At 72.7% G+C, this 20,877-nt stretch carries 20 protein-coding genes and 1 pseudogene; 1 reads left to right on the top strand and 20 read right to left on the bottom strand.

Features of this window, described 5'->3' with window-relative positions; all coding sequences use genetic code 11:
- The first annotated feature begins 422 nt into the window (after positions 1-422).
- Positions 423-1,190, top strand: coding sequence for an alpha/beta hydrolase (locus JF597_RS02320; RefSeq protein WP_293987902.1), 768 nt, complete (start codon positions 423-425; stop codon positions 1,188-1,190).
- A gap of 169 nt (positions 1,191-1,359) precedes the next feature.
- Here JF597_RS02320 and JF597_RS02315 read toward each other — a convergent pair whose 3' ends face one another.
- From JF597_RS02315 to JF597_RS02220, 20 genes and pseudogenes are all read right to left on the bottom strand, one after another.
- A complete protein-coding gene (locus tag JF597_RS02315) occupies positions 1,360-1,587 on the bottom strand; it encodes a hypothetical protein (protein ID WP_293987899.1) in 228 nt (75 codons plus the stop codon).
- 275 nt (positions 1,588-1,862) lie between these two features.
- Positions 1,863-2,561: a GAF and ANTAR domain-containing protein gene (locus tag JF597_RS02310; RefSeq protein WP_293987896.1), complete on the bottom strand. Its 699-nt coding sequence runs from the start codon at positions 2,559-2,561 to the stop codon at positions 1,863-1,865.
- A gap of 94 nt (positions 2,562-2,655) precedes the next feature.
- Positions 2,656-3,315 (bottom strand): TetR family transcriptional regulator, encoded by a 660-nt coding sequence (locus JF597_RS02305; RefSeq protein ID WP_293987893.1) that lies wholly within the window; start codon positions 3,313-3,315, stop codon positions 2,656-2,658.
- 152 nt (positions 3,316-3,467) lie between these two features.
- Complete coding sequence (locus JF597_RS02300) at positions 3,468-3,776, bottom strand: acyl carrier protein (protein WP_293987890.1); 309 nt, start codon at positions 3,774-3,776, stop codon at positions 3,468-3,470.
- A 7-nt stretch (positions 3,777-3,783) separates the two neighbouring features.
- Positions 3,784-4,356, bottom strand: a complete 573-nt coding sequence (locus JF597_RS02295) for a nuclear transport factor 2 family protein (protein ID WP_293987887.1) — start codon at positions 4,354-4,356, stop codon at positions 3,784-3,786.
- A gap of 57 nt (positions 4,357-4,413) precedes the next feature.
- Positions 4,414-4,695, bottom strand: a complete 282-nt coding sequence (locus tag JF597_RS02290; RefSeq protein ID WP_366916371.1) for an acyl-CoA carboxylase subunit epsilon — start codon at positions 4,693-4,695, stop codon at positions 4,414-4,416.
- Positions 4,692-6,203: an acyl-CoA carboxylase subunit beta gene (locus tag JF597_RS02285; RefSeq protein ID WP_293987905.1), complete on the bottom strand. Its 1,512-nt coding sequence runs from the start codon at positions 6,201-6,203 to the stop codon at positions 4,692-4,694. The genes JF597_RS02290 and JF597_RS02285 overlap by 4 nt, the downstream gene beginning before the upstream one ends.
- 115 nt (positions 6,204-6,318) lie before the next feature.
- Positions 6,319-7,161, bottom strand: coding sequence for a 4'-phosphopantetheinyl transferase superfamily protein (locus JF597_RS02280; RefSeq protein ID WP_293987885.1), 843 nt, complete (start codon positions 7,159-7,161; stop codon positions 6,319-6,321).
- 8 nt (positions 7,162-7,169) lie between these two features.
- Positions 7,170-7,625, bottom strand: a complete 456-nt coding sequence (locus tag JF597_RS02275) for an acyl carrier protein (protein WP_293987882.1) — start codon at positions 7,623-7,625, stop codon at positions 7,170-7,172.
- Positions 7,626-7,627: 2 nt separating this feature from the next.
- Entirely contained in the window at positions 7,628-9,286 is a 1,659-nt protein-coding gene (locus JF597_RS02270; protein ID WP_293987879.1) for an MFS transporter, read from the bottom strand.
- Between the two features lie 4 nt (positions 9,287-9,290).
- A complete protein-coding gene (locus JF597_RS02265) occupies positions 9,291-11,549 on the bottom strand; it encodes an SDR family oxidoreductase (RefSeq protein WP_293987877.1) in 2,259 nt (752 codons plus the stop codon).
- A gap of 3 nt (positions 11,550-11,552) precedes the next feature.
- Positions 11,553-12,491 (bottom strand): aromatase/cyclase, encoded by a 939-nt coding sequence (locus JF597_RS02260; RefSeq protein WP_293987874.1) that lies wholly within the window; start codon positions 12,489-12,491, stop codon positions 11,553-11,555.
- Positions 12,492-12,520: 29 nt separating this feature from the next.
- Positions 12,521-13,306: a 3-oxoacyl-ACP reductase FabG gene (gene fabG / locus JF597_RS02255; protein ID WP_293987871.1), complete on the bottom strand. Its 786-nt coding sequence runs from the start codon at positions 13,304-13,306 to the stop codon at positions 12,521-12,523.
- An 85-nt stretch (positions 13,307-13,391) separates the two neighbouring features.
- Positions 13,392-13,664, bottom strand: coding sequence for an acyl carrier protein (locus JF597_RS02250; protein ID WP_093502896.1), 273 nt, complete (start codon positions 13,662-13,664; stop codon positions 13,392-13,394).
- A gap of 448 nt (positions 13,665-14,112) precedes the next feature.
- The gene (locus JF597_RS02245) at positions 14,113-15,321 is read right to left on the bottom strand and encodes a ketosynthase chain-length factor (protein WP_293987859.1); all 1,209 of its coding nucleotides are present in this window, start codon (positions 15,319-15,321) and stop codon (positions 14,113-14,115) included.
- The gene (locus JF597_RS02240) at positions 15,318-16,592 is read right to left on the bottom strand and encodes a beta-ketoacyl-[acyl-carrier-protein] synthase family protein (RefSeq protein ID WP_293987856.1); all 1,275 of its coding nucleotides are present in this window, start codon (positions 16,590-16,592) and stop codon (positions 15,318-15,320) included. The genes JF597_RS02245 and JF597_RS02240 overlap by 4 nt, the downstream gene beginning before the upstream one ends.
- Positions 16,589-16,918 carry a TcmI family type II polyketide cyclase gene (locus JF597_RS02235; RefSeq protein WP_293987853.1) on the bottom strand — a complete coding sequence of 110 codons (330 nt, stop codon included), beginning with the start codon at positions 16,916-16,918 and terminating at the stop codon, positions 16,589-16,591. The genes JF597_RS02240 and JF597_RS02235 overlap by 4 nt, the downstream gene beginning before the upstream one ends.
- Before the next feature lie 138 nt (positions 16,919-17,056).
- A complete protein-coding gene (locus tag JF597_RS02230) occupies positions 17,057-18,514 on the bottom strand; it encodes an FAD-dependent monooxygenase (RefSeq protein ID WP_293987850.1) in 1,458 nt (485 codons plus the stop codon).
- 62 nt (positions 18,515-18,576) lie between these two features.
- Entirely contained in the window at positions 18,577-19,524 is a 948-nt protein-coding gene (locus JF597_RS02225) for a questin oxidase family protein (protein WP_293987847.1), read from the bottom strand.
- 5 nt (positions 19,525-19,529) lie between these two features.
- Positions 19,530-20,877, bottom strand: a pseudogene (locus tag JF597_RS02220) (biotin/lipoyl-containing protein); the annotation flags it as partial.

The raw sequence follows: 20,877 nt of genomic DNA, 5'->3' as shown, positions 1-20,877 counted from the left end.
ACATCGACCGGACATCCCAACACCACGCCAAATCCAACATCAAACATCAGAACCCAGCACCGAAAACATCCAGCCCGCCCGAGCCCGTCAAGAAAACACCCCCAACTCATGCCACACCGGCATGAACGAAAGCAGGATCGGCATTTGCCGTCCACACACCCGACCGCCATAGTCGATTTCACCAAGCACTCCGGACCGCACAAGCACATCCCTCTGCCCGTGCGTCTCCTCTCCCCCGAGCCGATTTCGACCCAAAAAATCGAGAGGATCAACACCACATGAAGCCCACCGTTCGAATCACAGCGCTGGCGATCGCCGGGCTGATAAGCGGCGCGACTGTAGCCTCGCTGGTCGTAACGGACGCGAGCGCCGTCACGACCACCGCGAACGGTCACGCGGTCACCTCACCGACAGAGCACCGCATGCCCGTACCCGTCATCAGTTCAGCCGCCAGATCGGCGACGGTCGAATCGCAGACAGGGCACTACGCAAAGCCGACTGTGGTCCTGGTCCACGGCGCGTTCGCCGACTCCTCCAGCTGGAACAGCGAGATCCGCTACCTGCGACGCCACGACTACCCGGTCTACGCCATCGACACCCCGCTGCGCGGCCTGGCCTTCGACAGCGCCTACGTCGAGGCACAGCTCAAGACCATCAAGGGCCCCATCGTCCTGGTCGGCCACTCCTACGCCGGAGAAGTCGTCAGCCAGGTCGCCGCAAAGAACCCCCAGGTCAAGGCTCTCGTGTACGTGGCGGCCCTCATCCCCAAGGCCGGGGACACCGCCGCCTCGCTGATCGGGCAATTCCCCGGATCACAGCTTGTTTCGGAGAACTTCCGGACCGTCTCCCTGCCTGGCGGCGACACCGACGTGTACCTCAAGGCCGACAAGTACGGAACCGTCTACGGCAACGGACTGCCGAAGTCCGTGATCCGCACCGCCTCCGTCACCCAGGAGCCGGTGGCCCTCTCGGCCTTCACCGACAAGGCCACCGTGAACCCGCCCGCGAAGACACCGAAGTGGGCAGTCATCTCCACCCAGGACCACGCCGTGCCCACGGCCGCCCAGAAGTTCGAAGCCAACCGAGTCGGCGCCCACATCACCTATACCCGCTCCGGCCATGACGTCCCCTCGATCAGCCCGGCAGCCGTCGACCGAGCCATCATCGCCGCCGCCAACTCCATCCACTGACCCACTCCCACGGCGGGGCGCCCACTTCGAGGCGTCCCGTCCTCGGCGTCGCACGCCCCGCTCCCGCCGGGAAGTGGCAGAGCGGTGAAGAGGCTTCTGTCTTGATCGCGAACATCAGTTGTCATGACCTGCTGGGTGTCTCTGCAGCCCTCATGCTTGTTTTCCCGGCTTACTGCTGCCGGTCCCACGGCGGACTGCTCGGCGGTGCGCCGTGGAGCAGGCTGCGCTGAAGGGTGAGGGCGGTGGCCCGGGAACGGGCCACCGGTGACCTGTCCGGGCAGCTGTTCAGCTCCTGCACCTTGACCGCCGGTTCCGCGCCGCCACCCGCCGCGTACGTCCCCTGGGCGACCCGGCGCAGCCGGAACCGCTCCGCCGTGGGTTCGTAGCAACGCACCACGGAGTCAAGGAGGTCGACGGTGACGAGGCCGGCGCAGTCCTCGGTGGCGACGTCGGTCAGCTCCTGGGTGGTGCGGGCGACGTCCAGGGCAGTCCTGACCCGCAGGCCGGCCTCGTTGACCAGGGACAGCCGCCACTGCAGGCGCCGGTCCCCTTCCTACTGGAAGGCGAGGACACCCTGTGCGGCGATGCGGTCCCCGTACCGGTGGGACGGGGCGTGGAGCCTGCGCGTGACCGCGTCGACCAGTTCGGGGTCGTCCGTCAGCTGGGGCGGTTCTAGGACAGGCTTCCCCGGTCGCAGACCCGGCGGGCGACCTCACGGAGCTTGACGTTGTTCTCCTGCGAGTAGCGGCGCAGCACGTCGAAGGCCTGTTCCTCGGTGAGGCGGTGACTGCCCATGAGGATGCCCATGGCCTCGCCGATCAGGTGCCGGGTGGCGACGGCCTGCTCCATCTGGGCGTGGGTACGGGCGCTGGAGAAGGCGACCGCCGCGTGCGAGGCCAGCAGCCAGCCGGCCAGCTCACTGGCCTCGGTGAAGGCACCGGGACGGCGGGAGTAGATGTTCAGCGCGCCGAGGTCCTCGTCCTCGGTGTACAGCAGGAAGCCCATCATGCTGCCGACGCCGAGGCGGTGGACCTCGGGGGCGAAGGCGGGCCAGGACGGCTGCTCCCGGGTGAGGTCCCGGATCCGGAACACGCGCTCCCCCGTCCTGGCACGGGCGGCGTCGAAGCAGGGCCCCTCGCCCAGCCGCTCCTGCAACCGGTCGCTGTCGACGACCAGTTGCTCGGTGGGCGCGAACGTCCGCACCTTCCCGCCGTGCAGCACCAGGATGCCGGCTGCGTCGCAGCCCTCCACGAGCTCCACGGCCGAGCCGGTCATCCGGGCCAGGGTGGCGTCGACCGACTCCTGCGCCAGCAGGTCCCGCGCCATCGCCGCCAACTGCTGCGCGAACCGGGCCCAGTCCACCACGCCCATCACCTCCCGGTCGGTTGCGTCGAAGCCGCGCCCTCAGCATGCCACGGCCGCCGGACCGGGCCCGCGAGGCGCCCGCGGCGCGGGAGCGCGGGGTTCAGGCCTCGGCGGGGGCCTCCGGCCCGGCCTCGGCGGCGAACTCGGCGGCGATCCCGTCGACCACCGTGCGGGCCTGCTGCTCCGGGACCCCGGCCGCGATGAGCGTGGCGACGGCCGTGCGGGTGCCGTCGTCCTCGAACGTTCCGCTGTTGGCCTCTTCCAGCAGGGCGATCGTCATGCCCTCCAGGGCGGCGCCGAGCACGGCGGGCGGGAGGTGGGGGTGGAAGACGCCGTCCCGCTGACCGCGCTCCACGACGGCCGTGGCCCGGACCCGGGCGGGCCGGAGGACCTCGGCGACGCGTTCCGCGCCCAGGTCCCGGTGGGCGAGGGCCAGCAGCATCCGGTAGCGGTCGCCCACCGGCCACATCGACAGGGAGAAGCGCGCGAGGGCGCGGTCGGCCGGCTCCGCCGGGTCCGTTCCCCGCGCCACTGCTGCCTGGAGCGTCTCGGCGGCCTCCTCGGCCAGCGCCTCCAGGAGCGCGGCCCGCCCCGGGAAGTGCCCGAAGAGGGTGCGCCGTACGACACCGGAGGCGCGGGCCAGTTCCTCCAGGGTGATGTCGGGGTTCCGGCCGAGTTCCCGGCGGGCGGTGGCCAGGATGCGCGCCCGGTTGGACCGTGCGTTGCGACGCTGCGGCACGCGGCCGACGGGCTGGGACACGGACGACCTCGATGATGACCGGACGGACGGCGGGCGCCCTCATTCTGACACGGGCCGCCCAGGAGGATGGACAACGTTGTCAGGAGGCTGGTGCGCCCGGTGCCACCGGTGGTCGTGCCGTCGTCGTCCCACCGGTGGCGTCGCCATGGGGCTCAGGTCCGGTCGACCAGCTCGCTGAGGGTCGCGGCCAGTTCGCCCACCGACTGCTCGCGCAGCAGGTGGTGGGCCGGTACCGGGATGTTCAGGGCCGATTCCAGGGTGCGCTGGAGGGTCAGCGCGGTGAGGGAGTCGATGCCCTGGGTGTAGAGGGGGCGGTTGCGGGCGATGCGGTGGGCCGGGGGGATGTCCAGGTGCTGGGCGAGGTTGCGGCAGAGGAAGTTCTCGAACGCCTGCCTGCGGTCGTCGCCGGAGGTGTCGCGCAGGGCGCCCAGGTTCAGCGCGGTCGTCGGTATGCCTGACACGGTCTCATCATCCTTTCGGGTGGCGTGGTCGGGGCTGGGAGCTGCGCAGTTCGCGGGGGTCGGGGCCGGGACGCGGGCCGGCGCCGTCGGACCACACCAGCCGGAACCGCCAGCGGTGCAGCCGCCAGCCGTCCGGGGTGCGGACCGCCTCGCCCTCGCTGTAGCCGCCGATGTCGAAGCGGCCGTCCGGGTCCGGGCCGTCCTCGTGGTGCACGTGCGACGCGACGAGGTGGACGCGGATCCGGGCGGTGTCCCCCGACACCCGGATGCCGTAGTTGGCGGCCAGGTGGTGGGTGCGGGCGAAGCGGGACTTGCGGTCGTGGTGGAAGGCGGCGGCCCGGTCGCGGCCCTCGACGGTGCCGACCGGGAACTCCAGGCAGCAGTCGGGGGTGAAGACCGTGGCCGGCCAGGTGGGGTCGAAGCCGTGGTCGTCCTGGGTGTCGAGCAGCGTGATGTAGCGGTCGACCAGCTCGGCGACCGCCGCTCGGTCGGCGAGGACCCCGAACTCGGTGCGCAGGGCGTCGAGTTCGGAGCGCAGTGCGGTGACCGTGTCGGCGCGGTCGAGGGACGGGGAGGTCATGGGGTCCGGGACTCCGATCCGGTCGGGGTTGCGGTCGGGGGTCGGTCTACGGGGCGGTCACACTGCCCGGCCGCCGGTGAGGCGCCAGCCGCGGGGGTCGCGGTGCGTCGCGAGGCGTTCCGGGCGGCGCCAGCCGGCCACCGGGCGGGGCTCGAGGGGGCAGGGGTCCACCGCGGCGAGGGCGGCGGCGCGGGCGAGCAGGACGGTGGTGAGGGCGGCGAGCTCGGCGGGGCTCGCCTGCCCCTTCACGACCCTGATGACCAGGGCGCCCTCCGCACCGGCCGCGCTCTCCGCACCGGCCGTGCCCTCCGCACCGGCCGTGCCCTCCGGCGTGCTCACTGCGGCGGGTTGCCGTGCTTGCGGCACGGCAGGTCGGCCTGCTTGCTGCGGAGCATCGCGAGGGCGCGGATCAGGGTGGAGCGGGTCTCGCGCGGGTCGATGACGTCGTCGATCAGGCCCCGCTCGGCCGCGTAGTAGGGGTGCATCAGCTCCGCCTGGTACTCCTTGATCTTCTGCGCGCGGGTGGACTCGGGGTCGTCCGCGGCCGCGATCTCCCGGCGGAAGATCACGTTCGCCGCGCCCTCGGCGCCCATCACGGCGATCTCGTTGGACGGCCAGGCGAGGGCGAGGTCGGTGCCGATGGACCGGGAGTCCATGACGATGTACGCGCCGCCGTACGCCTTGCGCAGCACCAGGGAGATCCGCGGCACGGTGGCGTTGCAGTACGCGTAGAGCAGCTTGGCGCCGCGCCGGATGATGCCGTTGTGCTCCTGGTCCACGCCCGGCAGGAAGCCCGGCACGTCGATCAGGGTGACCAGCGGGATGTTGAAGGCGTCGCAGAACTGCACGAACCGCGCCGCCTTTTCGCTGGCGTCGATGTCCAGGACCCCGGCGAAGGAGGCCGGCTGGCTGGCGACGAGGCCGACGACCTCGCCGTCCAGCCGGGACAGCGCGCACACCACGTTGGTGGCCCAGCCGGGCTGGATCTCGAAGTAGTCGCCGTCGTCGACGATCTCCTCGATGACGCTCCGGATGTCGTAGACCCGCCCCGGGTCGTCCGGGACCAGCTCCACCACCCGGTCGGTACGGCGGTCGGCCGGGTCGGTGGTCGCCGAACGGGGCGGCAGGTCACGGTTGTTGGACGGGAGCAGCGACAGCAGGTGCCGTACGTCCTCCATGCAGCTGCGCACGTCGTCGTAGGCGAAGTGGGCCACGCCGGAGGCACCGGCGTGGACGTCGGCGCCGCCGAGGTCGTTCTGGGTGATCTCCTCGCCGGTCACCGCCTTCACCACGTCCGGTCCGGTGATGAACATCTGGGAGATGTCCCGCACCATGAAGACGAAGTCGGTCAGGGCCGGCGAGTAGGCGGCGCCGCCCGCGCACGGCCCGAGCATCACGCTGATCTGCGGGATCACCCCGGAGGCGCGGGTGTTGCGCTGGAAGATGCCGCCGTAGCCGGCGAGCGCCGAGACGCCCTCCTGGATCCGGGCGCCCGCGCCGTCGTTGAGCGACACCAGCGGGGCCCCCGCCGCCATGGCCATGTCCATGATCTTGTGGATCTTCTGGGCATGGGCCTCACCGAGGGCGCCGCCGAAGATGCGGAAGTCGTGCGCGTAGACGAAGACGGTACGGCCGTGGACGGTGCCCCAGCCGGTGATCACCCCGTCGGTGTACGGCCGCTTCTTCTCCAGGCCGAAGCCGGTGGCGCGGTGCCGACGGAGCATCTCGACCTCGTTGAACGACCCCTCGTCGAGCAGGAGTTCGATACGTTCGTAGGCTGTGAGCTTGCCCTTGGCGTGCTGGCGCTCGGTGGCGAGCGGGTCGCCGTGCCGGGCCGCCTCCTTCATCAGGCCGAGCTCCTCGATGCGCTCGGCGGCGGTCCACTGGCCGCGGTGCTCACGGTCGTGCAGGCTCGGGCGGCCGGCCACCGGACCGGCTTTCTGTTCGAGTGACATTGGCGGGTCACGCTCCCCAGTCGGATACTCGGGTGGTCACGCCCACGGGCACGGTCACGGGCACGCCCACCGTCCCGTCGGCGTCCAGGTCGACCGTCCCGCCCGCGTACAGCGCGGCCGGCGGCACCCAGCGGACGGTCACCTGTTCCGGCGCCGCGCCGCGCACCGCGACGGCCGCGTTGTGGCGGGGTCCGGACGGCAGGTCGAGCAGCGTCCAGCCGGCCGGCCTGCGGTGCGGGTCGGCGCCCAGGTAGTCGTGGCCGGGATCACGGGAGAGGCCGGTGCCGAGCGCCTTGAGATAGGCCTCCTTGCGCGTCCAAAGGCGCCCGAAGGCGGCGCGCCGCTCCCCGGCGTCGCCGAGCGCGGCCAGCTCGGCCTGCTCCCCCGGGTGCAGGGCCGGGGTGCAGACCTCGACGGTCTCGGCCCGCGGCAGCCGCTCCACGTCGGCGCCGACGACCGTACGCGAGACGGCGACCACGGCCATGCCGTGGCTGTGCGCGAGGGAGAAGTGCAGCGGCGGGTCGGGATGGGCGATCGCCGGCCGGCCGTGCGGCTCGGCGCAGCCCGGGCAGGGCTCCCGCACGAACGGCACGTCCTGCGGGGGCAGCCCCAGGTAGCCGCCGAGCAGCCGGCGCAGGGCGACGTGCGCGGAGGCGTACGTCACCCCGTCCGTCGGCCGGACGAAGGACGCGGTCCGCCGGCGCTCCGCCTCGCTCAGCTCGGACAGGTCGAGTAGTTCGGCCGCGGTCTCCAGGGCGGCCCGGCGGACCAGCCAGACGTCCAGCTGCCCGGCGGCGGGCAGCCTCGGCCCGGCGTCGAGGGTGGCCGTGCCGAACTCCAGGACCGGCATCTGCCCGATCACCTCGGGCTCGGCACGTCGTGCGCGACCAGGTGGTGGCGGTCCCGGCCGGCGTGCTTGTGCGGGCTGTCCTCCGGGCCGAGCTGGCCGGCGAGGCAGTCGACCAGCTCGGCGGCGCTGTTGGCGCGCAGCAGCCGGTTGAGATTGACGTCGACACGCAGCGCGGCCTCCATGCGGCGCTGGAGTTCCAGGCCGTTGATGGAGCCGATGCCGAGGCTGTTCATCGGGCGGCCCACGGTGTCGATGCTGTCCGGGGCCACCCGCAGCACCCGGGCGAGTTCGCCGCGCACGTACGCGTCGATGAGCCGGGTGCGCTCGGTGAGGCCGACGGAGGCGAGGTGCGCGAGGCTGGGCGGCACCACCTCGACGATCTGATCTCGGTCGAACTCGTAGTCCAGATCGTCGAGTTCGTCGTCCAGGTCGTCGAAGACCCAGGTCTGCGTTGTCTGGTCCATGGTCATTCCCCGTGGTGGAGTGAGGAGGGTGGGGTGCGGAGCAGGCCGGTGAGGCCGACGAGCAGGCCCAGGAAGCCGAGGGCGGCGACCAGGGTCAGCGCCGGCCGGCAGGCCGCCGCGGCGGCCGCCGGACCCGCGCCGGGGGCCGGTGCGTAGGCGGCGAGCAGAGCGGCGACGAGCGCGACCGCGAGGACCGCGGCGAGCTGGACGGCCGTCTGGTACAGGCCGCTGCCGGTGAGCCGGTCGGCGGGAGCGAGACGGGACATCGCCTGCATGTTGAGCGCGGCGAAGGAGAGCACGAAGGCGGCGCCGACAAGGAGGAGCGTCGGGAGCAGCCGTCCCGGGTAGTCCAACGGCCACGCGTGGGGGCGGAGTTGGAGCAGGGCGCCGGCGAAGGCGCAGGCGGCGCCGGCCACGATGAGGCGGGGGGCGCCGAACTTGGCGACCAGGCGGCCGGAGGCCAGCGCGGTCAGCGCCGGGGGCGCGGCGGCCGGGAGCAGGGCGAACGCCGTCTGGAGGGGGGACCAGCCGGCGAGGGTCTGGGTCTGGTACGTCAGGACGAACAGGAGGCCCAGGTAGGAGCCGTTGAGGCAGGCCGCGCCGAGGGCGGAGCGGATGAGGGCGGGGTTGCTGCGCAGGGGGCGGAGGTTCAGGAGGGGGGCGGTGGAGCGGCGCTCGATGTGCCGGAACAGCAGCAGGAGGAGTGCGGCCGCGGTGAGGGGGGCGGTGGCCTGTGGGGTGGTCCAGCCATGGGTGGGGAGTTGGGTGATGCCCTGGACGAGGGCCAGGAGGGCTCCCAGAAGGGTGAGGGCGCTGGGGATGCCGAAGTGCCGGGTCGTTGTTCGGGTGCGGCGCCGTGGGGGCTGGTCGCGCAGTTCCCCGCGCCCCTGCGGGGCGCTCTCCGCGGGCCCCGTTGGAACGCCCAGGCCCTCTGGGACGTTCTCCGCGCCCCTCGTTGGAACGCGCAGGCCCTTTGGGGCGCCCTCCGCGGGCCCCGTTGGAACGCCCAGGCCCTCTGGGGCGGTTTCCGCGGGGCTTCTTGGATTGCTTTCGTCGTCGGCCCTCGGGATCAGTCGCAGGCCGAACGTGAAGAGGAGCAGGACCACCGGGGCCGGGAAGGCGAAGGCCCAGCGCCAGGAGCTCTGCGTCAGCCAGCCGGAGAGGAGGAGGCCTGCGGTGAAGCCGCCGGCGCCGAAGAGGGTGTAGACGGAGACCGCCCGGGAACGGGGGCGGCCCTCCGGGAAGGTGGAGGTGATGATGGCGAGGCCGGTGGGGGCCGTCAGGGCCGCGCAGAAGCCCTTGGTGAGGCGGGTGGCGAGGAGCAGCCAGGGGTCGTGGGCGAGGGCGCTGAGCGCGGAGGCGGCGGCGAAGGCGAGGAGGGCCGCCAGGTAGACGCGGCGGCGGCCGAGGAGGGTCACCACGCGGGCGCCGAAGAGGAGCAGGCCGCCGAAACCGGCCGCGAAGCCGGTCATCGCCCACTGGGTGACGGTCGGCGGCTGTCCCAGGTCCGTGCCGATGGCGGGCAGTGCCACCACCGCCACGGACACCTCCAGCGCGTCGATGAGCATGTTGCCGGCGAGGACGAGCAGCAGCCCCCACAGCCGGGGGCCGAACCGCTCGTCCGTGCCGGCGGCGACCGGTGCCGGAAGGGTCCTGGTCACCGCGTCACCCGAGGAGCGTGCCGCCGCTCGCGTCGACGAAGGAGCCGGTGACCCAGCGGGCGTCGTCGGAGACGAGGAAGGCGATGACGTCGGCGACGTCCTGCGGCTCGCCGACGCGGTTGAAGGCGGACAGCGCGGACATGGCCTCGACGGCCTCGGGGATGTCGAACAGCGGGTTGCCGTTGCGGGTGATGCCCGGCGCGACGCTGTTCACGGTGATCCCGCGCGGGCCCAGCAGCTTGGCGTAGTGGAGCGCCAGTTGCTCCACCGCGCCCTTGCTCATGGCGTAGGCGATCTCGTCCGGGTTGGCGAACCGGGTCAGGCCGGAGGAGATGTTCACGATCCGGCCGCCGTCGGGCATGACGGCGAGCGCCCGCTGGATGACGAAGAACGGCGCCCTGGCGTTGACGGCGAAGATCCGGTCGAACTGCTCCGGGGTGGTGTCCTCGGCCTTGACCCCGCCCATCACGCCCGCGTTGTTGACCAGGATGTTCAGCTCGGTCTCGCCGGTGCGCTCCTTGAGTCCCGCCTCCAGGGCGAGGAACAGCTCGTGGACGTCACCGGGCGTGCCCAGCTCGGCGCCGACGGCGAACGCCCGCCCGCCGTCCTTCTCGATCCCGGCGACCACCTCGGCGGCGGCCTCCGCGCTGGTGCCGTAGTGCACGGCGACCAGCGCGCCGTCGGCGGCCAGCCGCTCGGCGGTGGCCCGGCCCATGCCCCGGCTGGCGCCGGTGACGAGGGCGGTCTTTCCGGTCAGGTTGCCCATCTTCCTTCTCCTGACGGTTGGTTGTGGTGTGTGGGAGGCGCGCGGGTCGGGTGCGAACCAGCGGTCGAGGGCCGAACGCAGGCCGTCCGCCGTGTCGCCGGCCCAGGCGACGTAGCCGTCCGGCCGTACGAGCACGGCGGCGTGGCCGTCGAGGGGCCCTGCGGGACGGGTGACGACCGTGTCCACCGACGCCGGCCGGTCCGCCGCCGCCCCGCCGAGCGCCGGGTCGCTCACGAGCAGCAACCCGCGGGCGCAGGCGAGCAGTTCGGCCGTGGTCGCCCCCGAGTCGAGCCGCGTCTCGGGCAGCCGCGCGCCGACCAGCGCGTCCTCGTCGTCCCCGTAGCGCACGTCGAGGCCGCTGATCATGCCGGCGAGGTGCGCCCGGACCTTTTCGTACGACGTGAGTTCGCCGACGACCGAGCGCAGCGACTCCACTTCGGGGCCGCCGAGCAGCAGCCGGGCCTGGGCGCGGATGTTGGACAGGACACGGCGGCCGACGGCATGCCGTTCGTCGTGGTAGGTGTCCAGCAGCCGCCCCGCCGGGGCCCGGCCGAGGACGGTGGCCGCGAGCTTCCAGCCGAGGTTCACGGCGTCCTGGAGGCCGAGGTTGAGGGCCTGGCCGCCGATCGGCATCTGCTGGTGGGCCGCGTCGCCGGCGAGCAGCACCCGGCCGGCGCGGTAGTACTCGGCCTGCCGGGAGGCGTCGCCGAAGGAGTTCACCCACAGCGCGGTGCCGTGGGCGATGTCCTCGCCGGTGACCTCCCGCCAGGCGGTGACGATGTCGGCGAAGCCGGCCTCACCCGCGCGCGGCGGGGTGCCGAAGCGGTGGACCATCACCCGGGTGACGCCGTCCCCGCGCCGGGCGGCGATGGCGAGCCCGTTCGGCAGCCGTTCGAAGCGCCGGTTCGGGACGTCGATGCCGTCGACGTCGGCGCGGATCAGCTCCCGTTCGGCGTCGTTGCCGGGGAAGCCGACGCCCGCGAGGCGCCGGACGGCCGACCGCTCGCCGTCGCAGCCGACGACGTACCGGGCCGTGAACGCACGGCGGGTGCCCTGGTGTTCGGCCACGACCCGGACGTGGTCCCGCTCCTGCACCAGTTCCAGGACCTCGTGGCCCCGTAGCACCCGTGCGCCGAGCCGCTCGGCCCAGGCGCCGAGGAGTTCCTCGGTGCGGGTCTGCGGGACCTTCCACTGCCCGGGGTGGCTGCTGGGGAGGGTGAGGTCGAGGGGCAGGCCCCCGAAGTGGCCGCGGGGCTCGTGCGGCGGCGGCTCGGGGCCGGCGAAGCCGTCGGGGCCGTCCAGCAGCCCGCGCTGCCGCAGCAGTTCCATCGTCCGGGCGTGCAGGGTGGACGCCCGGGACTCCGTCGTCGGGGCGGCCAGCCGCTCCAGGACGGTCACGTCGGCGCCGCCGAGGCGCAGTTCCCCGGCGAGCATCAGCCCGACGGGTCCGGCGCCGACCACCAGGACGTGCGTGTCGACCGCGTCGGCACCGGCCATCGGTCAGCGCCTCGCTTCGGCGTACGCCTTGGCGTGGTTCAGGGTGGCGCGGCTGTTGGTGCTGAGCGCGCCCTGCACGTACGCGCGGGCCTCGGCGACGCCGGCCTCCGGTCCGAGGATCTTCGCGATGTTCTCGGGGCGCAGCACGACGGTGTGTTGCGAGGAGGCGAAGGTGCCCTCGTCGGTCTCGCGGAAGGTCCAGTAGCCGGTGTGCAGGTTCATCAGGGCCGGCAGGGTGGTCTGCTTGTAGGCGATCTTCCGGCCGTCCAGGCAGACCCGGTACGACTTGGTGGTGTGCGTCGAGCCGTCCTTGGCGCGGGTGTCCATCTCCAGGGTCTGCAGGCCCGGGGTGTCCTCGGTGAGCCGGACGGTCGCCACGTGCGGCAGCCGCTCGGACCAGCGGTCGGCCTCGTTGACGAAGTCGTAGAGGTCCTTGGCGGCCCCGTCGACCCGGACGGTGTCCTCGAAGGAGAACGTCAGCTCCTGCGAGGCGGTGGCGAGTTCGACGTTGGTCTTCAGCGCGGCGAGCTCGGAGCGGGAGTTGCGGTCGACGGCCTCGTCGATCCAGGCCAGGCCCGCCGGGTCGTCGCCGACGGCGGTGTAGTCGTGCAGCAGCCGCACCCGGGAGGTGGCCGGGTCGAGGGGCTCGATGATCCAGGTGCCCCCCATGCTCGCGACGGGCGGGGTGGAGACGGTCTGCCGGAAGGTGATCCGCAGGCCCTCGGGGTCCAGCACGCGGCGGGAGGTCCAGTTCTTGGCCTCGCCGTTGGCGGTGGCCCAGATCCCGATCAGCTCCTCGTTCCCGGAGCGCTCCAGGTGGTCGACGTAGATGGTCGGCGGGAAGATCCGCGGCCAGTTGGCCACGTCGGCGATCAGCCGGTAGACCTCGGCGGCCGGCGCCGAGATCGTGACCTCGTGCTCGACTTCCTTCGGCTCGGACATGGGTGAACTCCTAGAAGATGCCGGGGTTTTCAGAAGTTGCCAAGGCCGCCGCAGACGTTGAGGGCCTGCGCGGTGATGGAGGCGGCGGTGTCGGAGGCGAGGTAGCCGACAAGCCCGGCGACCTCCTCGGGGGTGGAGTAGCGGCCGAGCGGGATCTTCGCGGTGAACTTGTCGAGGATGGCGTCCTCGCTGGTGTCGTAGGCGGCGGCGTAACCGGCGCGCACCCGCTGCGCCATGGGCGTCTCGACGTACCCCGGGCAGACGGCGTTGACGGTGATGCCGGTGGGGGCCAGCTCGTTGCCGAGTGCCTTGGTGAAGCCGACCACCCCGTGCTTGGAGGCGGAGTACGGCGCGCCGAGCACGACGCCCTGCTTGCCGGCCGTGGACGCGATGTTGATGATCCGCCCCCGGCTCTTCTCGCGCATGCCGCCGGTGGTGAGGGCGGCGCGGGTGAGGCGGAAGACGCTGTTGAGGTTGGTCTCGACGACGTCGTACCAGAGCTCGTCGTCGATGTCGGCGGTCACGCCGCCGCCGGACCGTCCGGCGTTGTTGACCAGCACGTCGACGGTGCCGTACCGCTCGACGGCGGCCCGCACGAAGTTCTCGATGGACAGCGCGGACCGCACGTCTAGGACGGTCCCGTCGACCTCGAGTCCGTCCTCGCGCAGTTCCTTCACGGTCCGCTCGACGTTCCCGGCGTCGCGGGAGCCGATGAAGACGCGGTGGCCCTGCTGGGCCAGCAGCCGCGCCGAGGCGAGACCGATTCCGCTGGTGGCCCCGGAGACCAGGGCGACCCTCTGCTGCTGTTCGGACATGTCTGCAGCTCCCTTTCAGGGCATGGGGGAGCCGCCGGCGCCCGGTCAGGGCGGGCGCCGGCGGCCGGAGGGGGTGGGGTGACGGTCAGGCAGCGGCGGCGACGTCACCGAGCTGCGTGTTGACGACGGCGAGCAGCTCGCGGGGTGTCCTGGCCTCGGTCACCACGGTGTCGTCCAGCGTGATGTCGTACTCCCGCTCGATGCGCCCGCAGGTCTCCAGGATGGCGAGGGACTCGTAGCTGAGCTCCTCGAAGTCGGTGTCGAGGATGTCCCCGTCGAGATCGACGCTCTCATCGGCGCCGGCGGCCTCCAGCAGGATCCGCTTGAGGTCGTCGAGGGTGAAGGACTGGGTGGCCACGGTGATCTTCCTTTCACGACTACGAATGGAAACGCCCGCCCTGCCGGCCCCGGGCGTGGGAGAGATGAAGGGGGCCGGAAGGACGGGCGGGTCTTTTGAGGGGCTGAGGTCAGCGGGGGCTGGAGTGGGGGTAGGGACGCTCACCGGCGCTCGCCGGCCACCGCCCGCGCCCACCCGTGCCGCCCCAGCGGCACGACTGCCCGCGGCTGGATGAAAGACACAACTGGACAGCGCGCCCCAAAAGGGGCGCGGGGAACTGCGCGAGAAACCACGACCAACCCACAGCCGCACCACCGCACGAACCCCTACGGCCATGGACGACACAACAGCCCGCGGCTGAAGAAAAGACGGCTGGGACAGCGCGCCCCAAAAGGGGCGCGGGGAACTGCGCGAGCAACCACGGCGGACCCGCGGCCGCGTCGCCGCACGAACCCCTACGGCGGGAGCGCTACGCCCGGACCACCATCGCGGAGTTGAAGCCGGCGTACCCGCGCGCCAGCACCAGCGCCGTCCGCACCTCGGTCGGCCGGGGCTCCCCCACGACCAGGTCGAGGTCATAGCCCGCCTCCGGCGAGACGTTCACCGTCGCCGGCACCACGCCGTCCCGGACGGCCAGCAGCGCCGTGGCGACATCCAGCGGCGCCGCTCCCGAGTAGAGCCGCCCGGTCATCGTCTTCGGCGCGGTCACCGGCACCCCGTGCGGCCCGAACACGTCACTGATCGCGTCCGCCTCCACCCGGTCCAGCTCCGGCACGGCCGCCGCGTCGGCGAACACCACGTCCACGTCGGCCGCGTCGGCCCCCGCGTCCGCGAGCGCCAGCTCGATCGCCTTGCGCAGCCCCGGCGGCCGCCCGCTCCCCGGCGCCGGGTCGAACGTCGCGCCGTACCCCGCGATCTCCCCGTACACCCGGGCACCGCGCCGTACGGCGGTCTCCTCGGCCTCCAGGATCAGGATCGCCCCGCCCTCGCCGGCCACGTGCCCGGCGGCGGCGGAGTCGAACGGCAGGTACGACCGGTCCGGCTCCTCCGACGTGGACAGCCGGTCGCTGGCGAGCTGCGCCACCCACCCCCACGGGCAGATGGACGCGTCGATCGCCCCGGAGACGATGAGCCGGGTGCCCTTGCGGATCTGCCGGCGTGCGTGGGCGAGCGCCTCAAGACCGCCGGCCTGGTCGGAGACGACCACCCCGCTCGGGCCCTTCATGCCGTTGCGGATGGAGATCTGGCCGCTGTTGACGGCGTAGAACCAGGCGAACGACTGGTATGCCGAGACGAACTGACTGCCCTGGCTCCACAGCTTCTGCAGCTCCCCCTGCCCGAACTCGAAGCCGCCGGAGGAGCTGGCGGTGACGACGCCCATGTCGTAGGCGGGCAGGTCGGCCGGTGTGACCTCCGCGTCGGCCAGCGCCCAGTCCGTCGCGACGAGCGCGAGGCGGGTCATGTGGTCGGTCTGCGCGAGCAGCCGGCTGGGCAGGTGCTCCCCGGCGCTGAACCCGGGCACCTCACCGGCCAGCTTCGCCGGATACCCGGACGGGTCGAACCGCGTGATGCGGCCGATCCCGCTCTTCCCGGCCCGGGCGGCCGCCCAGTAGTCGTTCGTGCCAAGGCCGTTGGGCGCGGCGATGCCGAGCCCGGTCACCACGGTCCGCGTGCTCATGCGGCCGCGCTCCTCTCCGGTCGGGCGAGCACCATCGCGCTCTGGAAACCGCCGAACCCGCTGCCCACGGTGAGCACCGCGTCGGTGCGGTGCTCACGGGCGGTGAGCGGGACGTAGTCCAGGTCGCACTCGGGGTCGGGGGTGTGCAGGTTGGCCGTCGGGGGCACGACGTTGTGCTCCATGGCGAGGACGGACGCGGCGATCTCGATGGAGCCGATCGCGCCGAGCGAGTGCCCGACCATCGACTTGATCGAGGAGACCGGGGTCCGGTAGGCGTGGCCGCCGAGGCTCTTCTTGAACGCGGCGGTCTCGTGCCGGTCGTTCTGCTTGGTGCCGGAGCCGTGCGCGTTGATGTAGTCGATCGCCTCGGGGTTGAGGTGCGCCTCGTCGAGGGCGACCGTGATGGCCTCGGCCATCTCCGCGCCGTCGGGCCGCAGCCCGGTCATGTGGAAGGCGTTGCAGCGGGAGGCGTATCCGGCGATCTCGGCGTAGATGTGCGCCCCCCTGCTTCTCGCGGCCTCCAGCTCCTCCAGGACGAAGACGGCCGACCCCTCCCCCAGCACGAACCCGTTGCGGGTGCCGTCGAAGGGGCGGGAGGCGTGCTCGGGGTCGTCGTTGCGCGGGGTGGTGGCCTTGATGGCGTCGAAGCAGGCCAGCGTGATCGGGGAGATCGGGGCGTCGGTGGCGCCGGCGATCATCGCGCAGGCCGAGCCCTCCCGGATCAGCTCCACGGCGTGGCCGACGGAGTCGAGTCCGGAGGTGCAGCCGGTGGAGACGACGGTGGCGGCACCCTCCGCGCCCACCGCCCAGGCCACCTCCGCCGCGAACGAGCTGGGCACCAGGTAGTTGTAGAGGTGCGGGACGGCGTAGGTGTGGTCGACGAGGTCGAGCCGGCCGCCGTCGCTGACCACCCGGTACTCCTGGTCGAGCCCCATGGTCGCGCCGACCGCGCTGCCGATGGTGACCCCGACCCGGTAGGGGTCGGCACCGGACAGGTCGAGCCCGCTGTCGGCGAGGGCCTCCCGTGCGCTGACGACGGCCAGCTGCGCCGCCCGGTCCATCCGCCGTATCTCCTGCGGGCTCAGCCCGTGCTCCTCCGGGTCGAAGTCGACCTCGGCGGCGACCCTGGACCGGAAGGAGGACGGGTCGAAGAAGGTGATGCCGCGGGTCGCGGTACGGCCCTCGCTGAGCAGGTTCCAGAAGTTCTTGGTGCCGACACCGCCGGGGGCGATGACGCCGACCCCGGTGATGACCACTCGCCTGGCGTTCACGCCCGGCCCTCCCAGTCGTAGAAGCGCGTGGCGACCGCGTCGGCGGGAGACCGCCAGGTGGCGGGGTCGTACGCCTGGATGAACGGCTTGAGGTCCTCGCTGATCCGCACGAACCGCGGGTCGCTCTTGGCCTCCTCGATCAGCTCGCCGCCGTTGTCGGTGTCGAAGTGCTGGAGGTGGAAGTACAGCCCGCGGTACGCGAAGAGCTCCCGGCGCCGCGTGCCCATCAGATGCGGCATCTCGGTCCGGTCGAACTCCCCGAAGAGCCGGGCGACTTCCGCCCGGCTACCCGGTTCCATCCGGGCGACGATCAGAGTGCTGTGCATGGGTTCACTCCTTGAAAGAGTCCAGCAAAAAGCGCCCCCTCAGGGGCGCTGGGGGCACCCCCGGCCGGAGGCTGGGGGAGGAACTGCGCGACCAGCCACGACGGCGGGACAGCCGCAATACGACGGAACCCGGCACTCTCAGCGCGCAGGCCCGAACCACCGCTCGATCGCCATCGGCAGATCCGCATGACTACCCGGCGCCACCCAGGCCACGTACCCGTCGGGCCGCACCAGCACCGCGGACGTACCCTCCAGCGCACCGTCGGCCGGCACCGCCGTCACGACATCCACCCGGTCCCGCCACGCCCAGGCCCGCTCCCGCAGCCTCGCGTTGTCGGCGAGGTCGAGCAGCACACCCCGCCCGGCGCGCAGCGCCTCCGTGCTGGAGGCCACCCTCCTGTGCCCGGTGAGCGGCACGTTCGGCAGCCGTCGGCCGAGCAGCGCGCCGGCGCCCCCGTCGACGTCGTAGTGGATCTCCAGCCCGGACACCATGGCCGCCAGGTGCCTGCTGACCTCGGGGTACCGGATCAGCTCGTTGAGCACGTCGCGCAGCGGCTGCACCTCGGGCCCGGACAGGAACAGCAGCCCCTGCGCCCGGGTGTTCATCATCAGCCGCTCCCCGACCGGGTGCCGTTCGTCGTGGTAGGTGTCGAGCAGCGTCTCCGGTGCCCGTCCCCGCACCACCGCACCCAGCTTCCAGCCGAGGTTCACGGCGTCCTGGATGCTGGTGTTCATGCCCTGGCCCCCGGCCGGCAGGTGGATGTGCGCGGCGTCGCCGGCGAGCAGGATCCGGCCGCGCCGGTACTCGGTGACCAGGCGGGTGCCGTCGCCGAACGACGACACCCACACCGCCTCGGCGTGCGAGATGTCGTCGCCGGTCAGCCGCTGCCAGGCCGCCGCGGCCTCCGCCCAGGTCGGCGGCTTCTCGCGGCGCTGCGGCGGGGTGCCGCGCTCGCAGATGATCAGCCGGGTGATGCCGCCGGGCAGGGGGCCGACCATCACCATCCCGCCGGGCAGGGTCTCCCCGATCATCCGGGGCTCCAGCTCGATGCCCTTCACGTCGGCGAGGTACATCTCCAGCGACGACGGGGTTCCCGGGAAGTCGAACCCGGCGGCCTTGCGGATGGTGGAGCGGCCGCCGTCGCACCCCACGAGGTACTCGGCGCGCAGCCGGTGCACGCCCTCGGGCCCGCGCACCTCGACCTCGACGCTGTCCTCCTTCTCCTTGACGGACAGCACCTCGTGGCGGCGCCGGATGTCCGCGCCGAGCCGGCCGGCCCACTCCTCGAGGACGGTCTCGGTGACCGACTGCGGGATCGTTTTGGCAGCCTGGTGGGCGCCGTCGAGGACGCCGAAGTCGACCGGCAGGCCGCCGAAGTGGCCCACGTTGCTGACCTCGATGTCCCCGAAGCGGGGCAGCAGTCCGCGCTGGTCGAAGACCTCCATGGTGCGGGCGGTGAAACCGAGGCCGCGCGACTCTCCGGTGCGCGCGGGCAGCTTCTCCAGGACGATGACGTCGGCGCCCGCGAGCCGTAGCTCGCCCGCGAGCATCATGCCGGCCGGCCCGGCGCCCACGACGATGACTTGTGCGTCCATGACACTCCTCGGGAACGGTTCCGTACGGCCCCTTCGGGGAGACCGTCGGCGAAGACGAACTGTCAGCGGTACAGGCGGCCGATCGCCCGGTTGGCCACGTGCGCGGCCGCCGCGTGCCGCGGGTCGGGCGCCAGTCCCTCGTGGCGTACGGCGACTTCGGCGAGCTTGATGGCGTGCTCGTCGCCGATCTGGACCGCCTCGGCGAACAGCGCGGCCGTATCGGGGACCTCCGGCAGCGGGGCCGCGGGCCGGGGCACGGCGTGGAACCAGTCGAGCATCGTGCGGCTGACGGCCCGCGCCACCCGGTACGACGGCCACCGCTGCTGCAGCGGGAGGTGCTCCACCACCAGCCGTACGGCGGCGGGCCCGGTGACCGAGTGGATCAGCGGGATCGGGTGCGGGAGGGAGAGCGTGGCGTAGATCCCGGAGAACTCGGCGACGAGCTCGTCCAGCGCCCGTACGGCGTCACCGCCGTCGCCGTCGCCGCCCGGGTGCTCCGGGACCACGACTCCGCCCTCGGAGTACCGGGCCGCCCAGTACCCCAGCCCCTGTGCCAGTTCGGCCAGTTGCATGCGGTTGCCGGGTCCTGCGGCCACCACCGCCCGGACCGCGTGCGCGGTGCGGATCACGCCGTGCGTGAGCACCCCGGACATGCCGGGCAGCAGCCGGGGCCACCAGCGGGCCAGGACGTCGGTCCACGCCGCCCCGGCCAGCTCGCGCTCGAACAGGTCGGTCCAGTCGGCGACCCGGCCGAACTCGCCGAGCGCCTGCCGCCAGTCGGCCTCGTCGGCCGGGTCGAGGGTGAACCGCCGCTCGGGCACGTCGTGGAAGGTGTGGCTGCGCAGATGGCCTTCCACCCAGCCGGGCACCTCGTCGGCGTAGCCCATGTGGGCGAGGGCCTCGGCGGCCATCGGGGCGTGGTTGACGAAGCTGCGCCCGTGCTCGTACCCCACGGAACGCAGCCGCTCCAGGGCACCGTTCACGGCGTCGGAGTAGGTGAGTGCTGCCAAGGCGATCAGTCCTTGATGTCGCAGATCGCGGCGCCGGCGGCGAGAGCCTGCCCCACCTCGGCGGCGATCCCGGTCACGGTGCCCGACCGGTGCGCGGTGAGCGGCTGCTCCATCTTCATGGCCTCGAGTACGACGACCAGGTCGCCCTTCTCGACCGTCTGCCCCTCGGCGACGGCGACCTTCACGACGGTGCCCTGCATGGGAGAGGTGAGCGTGTCCCCGGAGGCGGCGGGCGCGGAGCCGCCGGCGCCGCGACGGCGGGGCCGGGGGGCGGCCGCCCCGACGAGCGCCCGGTCCGGGACCCGGCCCAGCACGGCCGGCAGCGAGACCTCCAGCCGGTGCCCGCCGACCTCGACGACGACCGTTTCGCGGCCGCCCTCAGCCGGGCCGACGTCCGCGGCGGGCGCGGCGAAGGCCTCGATCTCGTTCACGAACTCGGTCTCGATCCACCGGGTGTGGATGCGGAAGGGGTCCCCGGTGAAGGCCGGGTCCCTGACGACCGCCCGGTGGAACGGGATCGCCGTGGCCATCCCCTCCACCCGGAACTCGTCGAGCGCCCGCGCGGCCCGCTCCAGCGCCTGCGCGCGGGTGCGGCCGGTGACGATCAGCTTGGCGAGGAGCGAGTCCCAGGCCGGGCCGATCACGCTGCCCGACTGCACGCCCGCGTCCAGGCGGACACCGGGGCCGGAGGGGGCGTCGAAGCGGGTGACGGTGCCGGGGGCGGGCTCCGGAACATCTCGCGGACCAGGTCGATGCCGGCGACCTCCTCGGTCACCGGGTGCTCGACCTGGAGGCGGGTGTTGACCTCCAGGAAGGAGATCGTGCCGTCCTGGCCGACCAGGAACTCGCAGGTGCCCGCGCCGACATAGCCGGCCTCGCGCAGGATGGCCTTGGACGCCCGGTACAGCTCGGCGGTCTGCTCCGGCGTCAGGAACGGTGCCGGAGCCTCCTCGACCAGCTTCTGGTGGCGGCGCTGCAGCGAGCAGTCACGGGTCGATACGACCACGACGTTGCCGTACCGGTCCGCGAGGCACTGCGTCTCGACGTGCCGCGGCCGGTCCAGGTAGCGCTCCACGAAGCACTCGCCGCGTCCGAAGGCGGCCACCGCCTCACGCACCGCCGACTCATAGAGCTCCGGCATCTCCTCCAGGGTGCGGGCGACCTTCAGGCCGCGCCCGCCGCCGCCGAAGGCCGCCTTGATGGCGATCGGCAGACCGTGCTCCTCGGCGAAGGCCACGACCTCGTCCGCACCGCTCACCGGGTCCGGGGTGCCGGCCACCAGCGGGGCGCCGGCGCGCTGGGCGATGTGCCGGGCCGCGACCTTGTCGCCGAGGTCGCGGATCGCGGACGGCG

It is taken from the genome of Streptomyces sp. (genome assembly GCF_019510245.1).
Taxonomy (GTDB): Bacteria; Actinomycetota; Actinomycetes; order Streptomycetales; family Streptomycetaceae; genus Streptomyces.
This window is presented reverse-complemented; position numbering and strand designations above follow the sequence as displayed.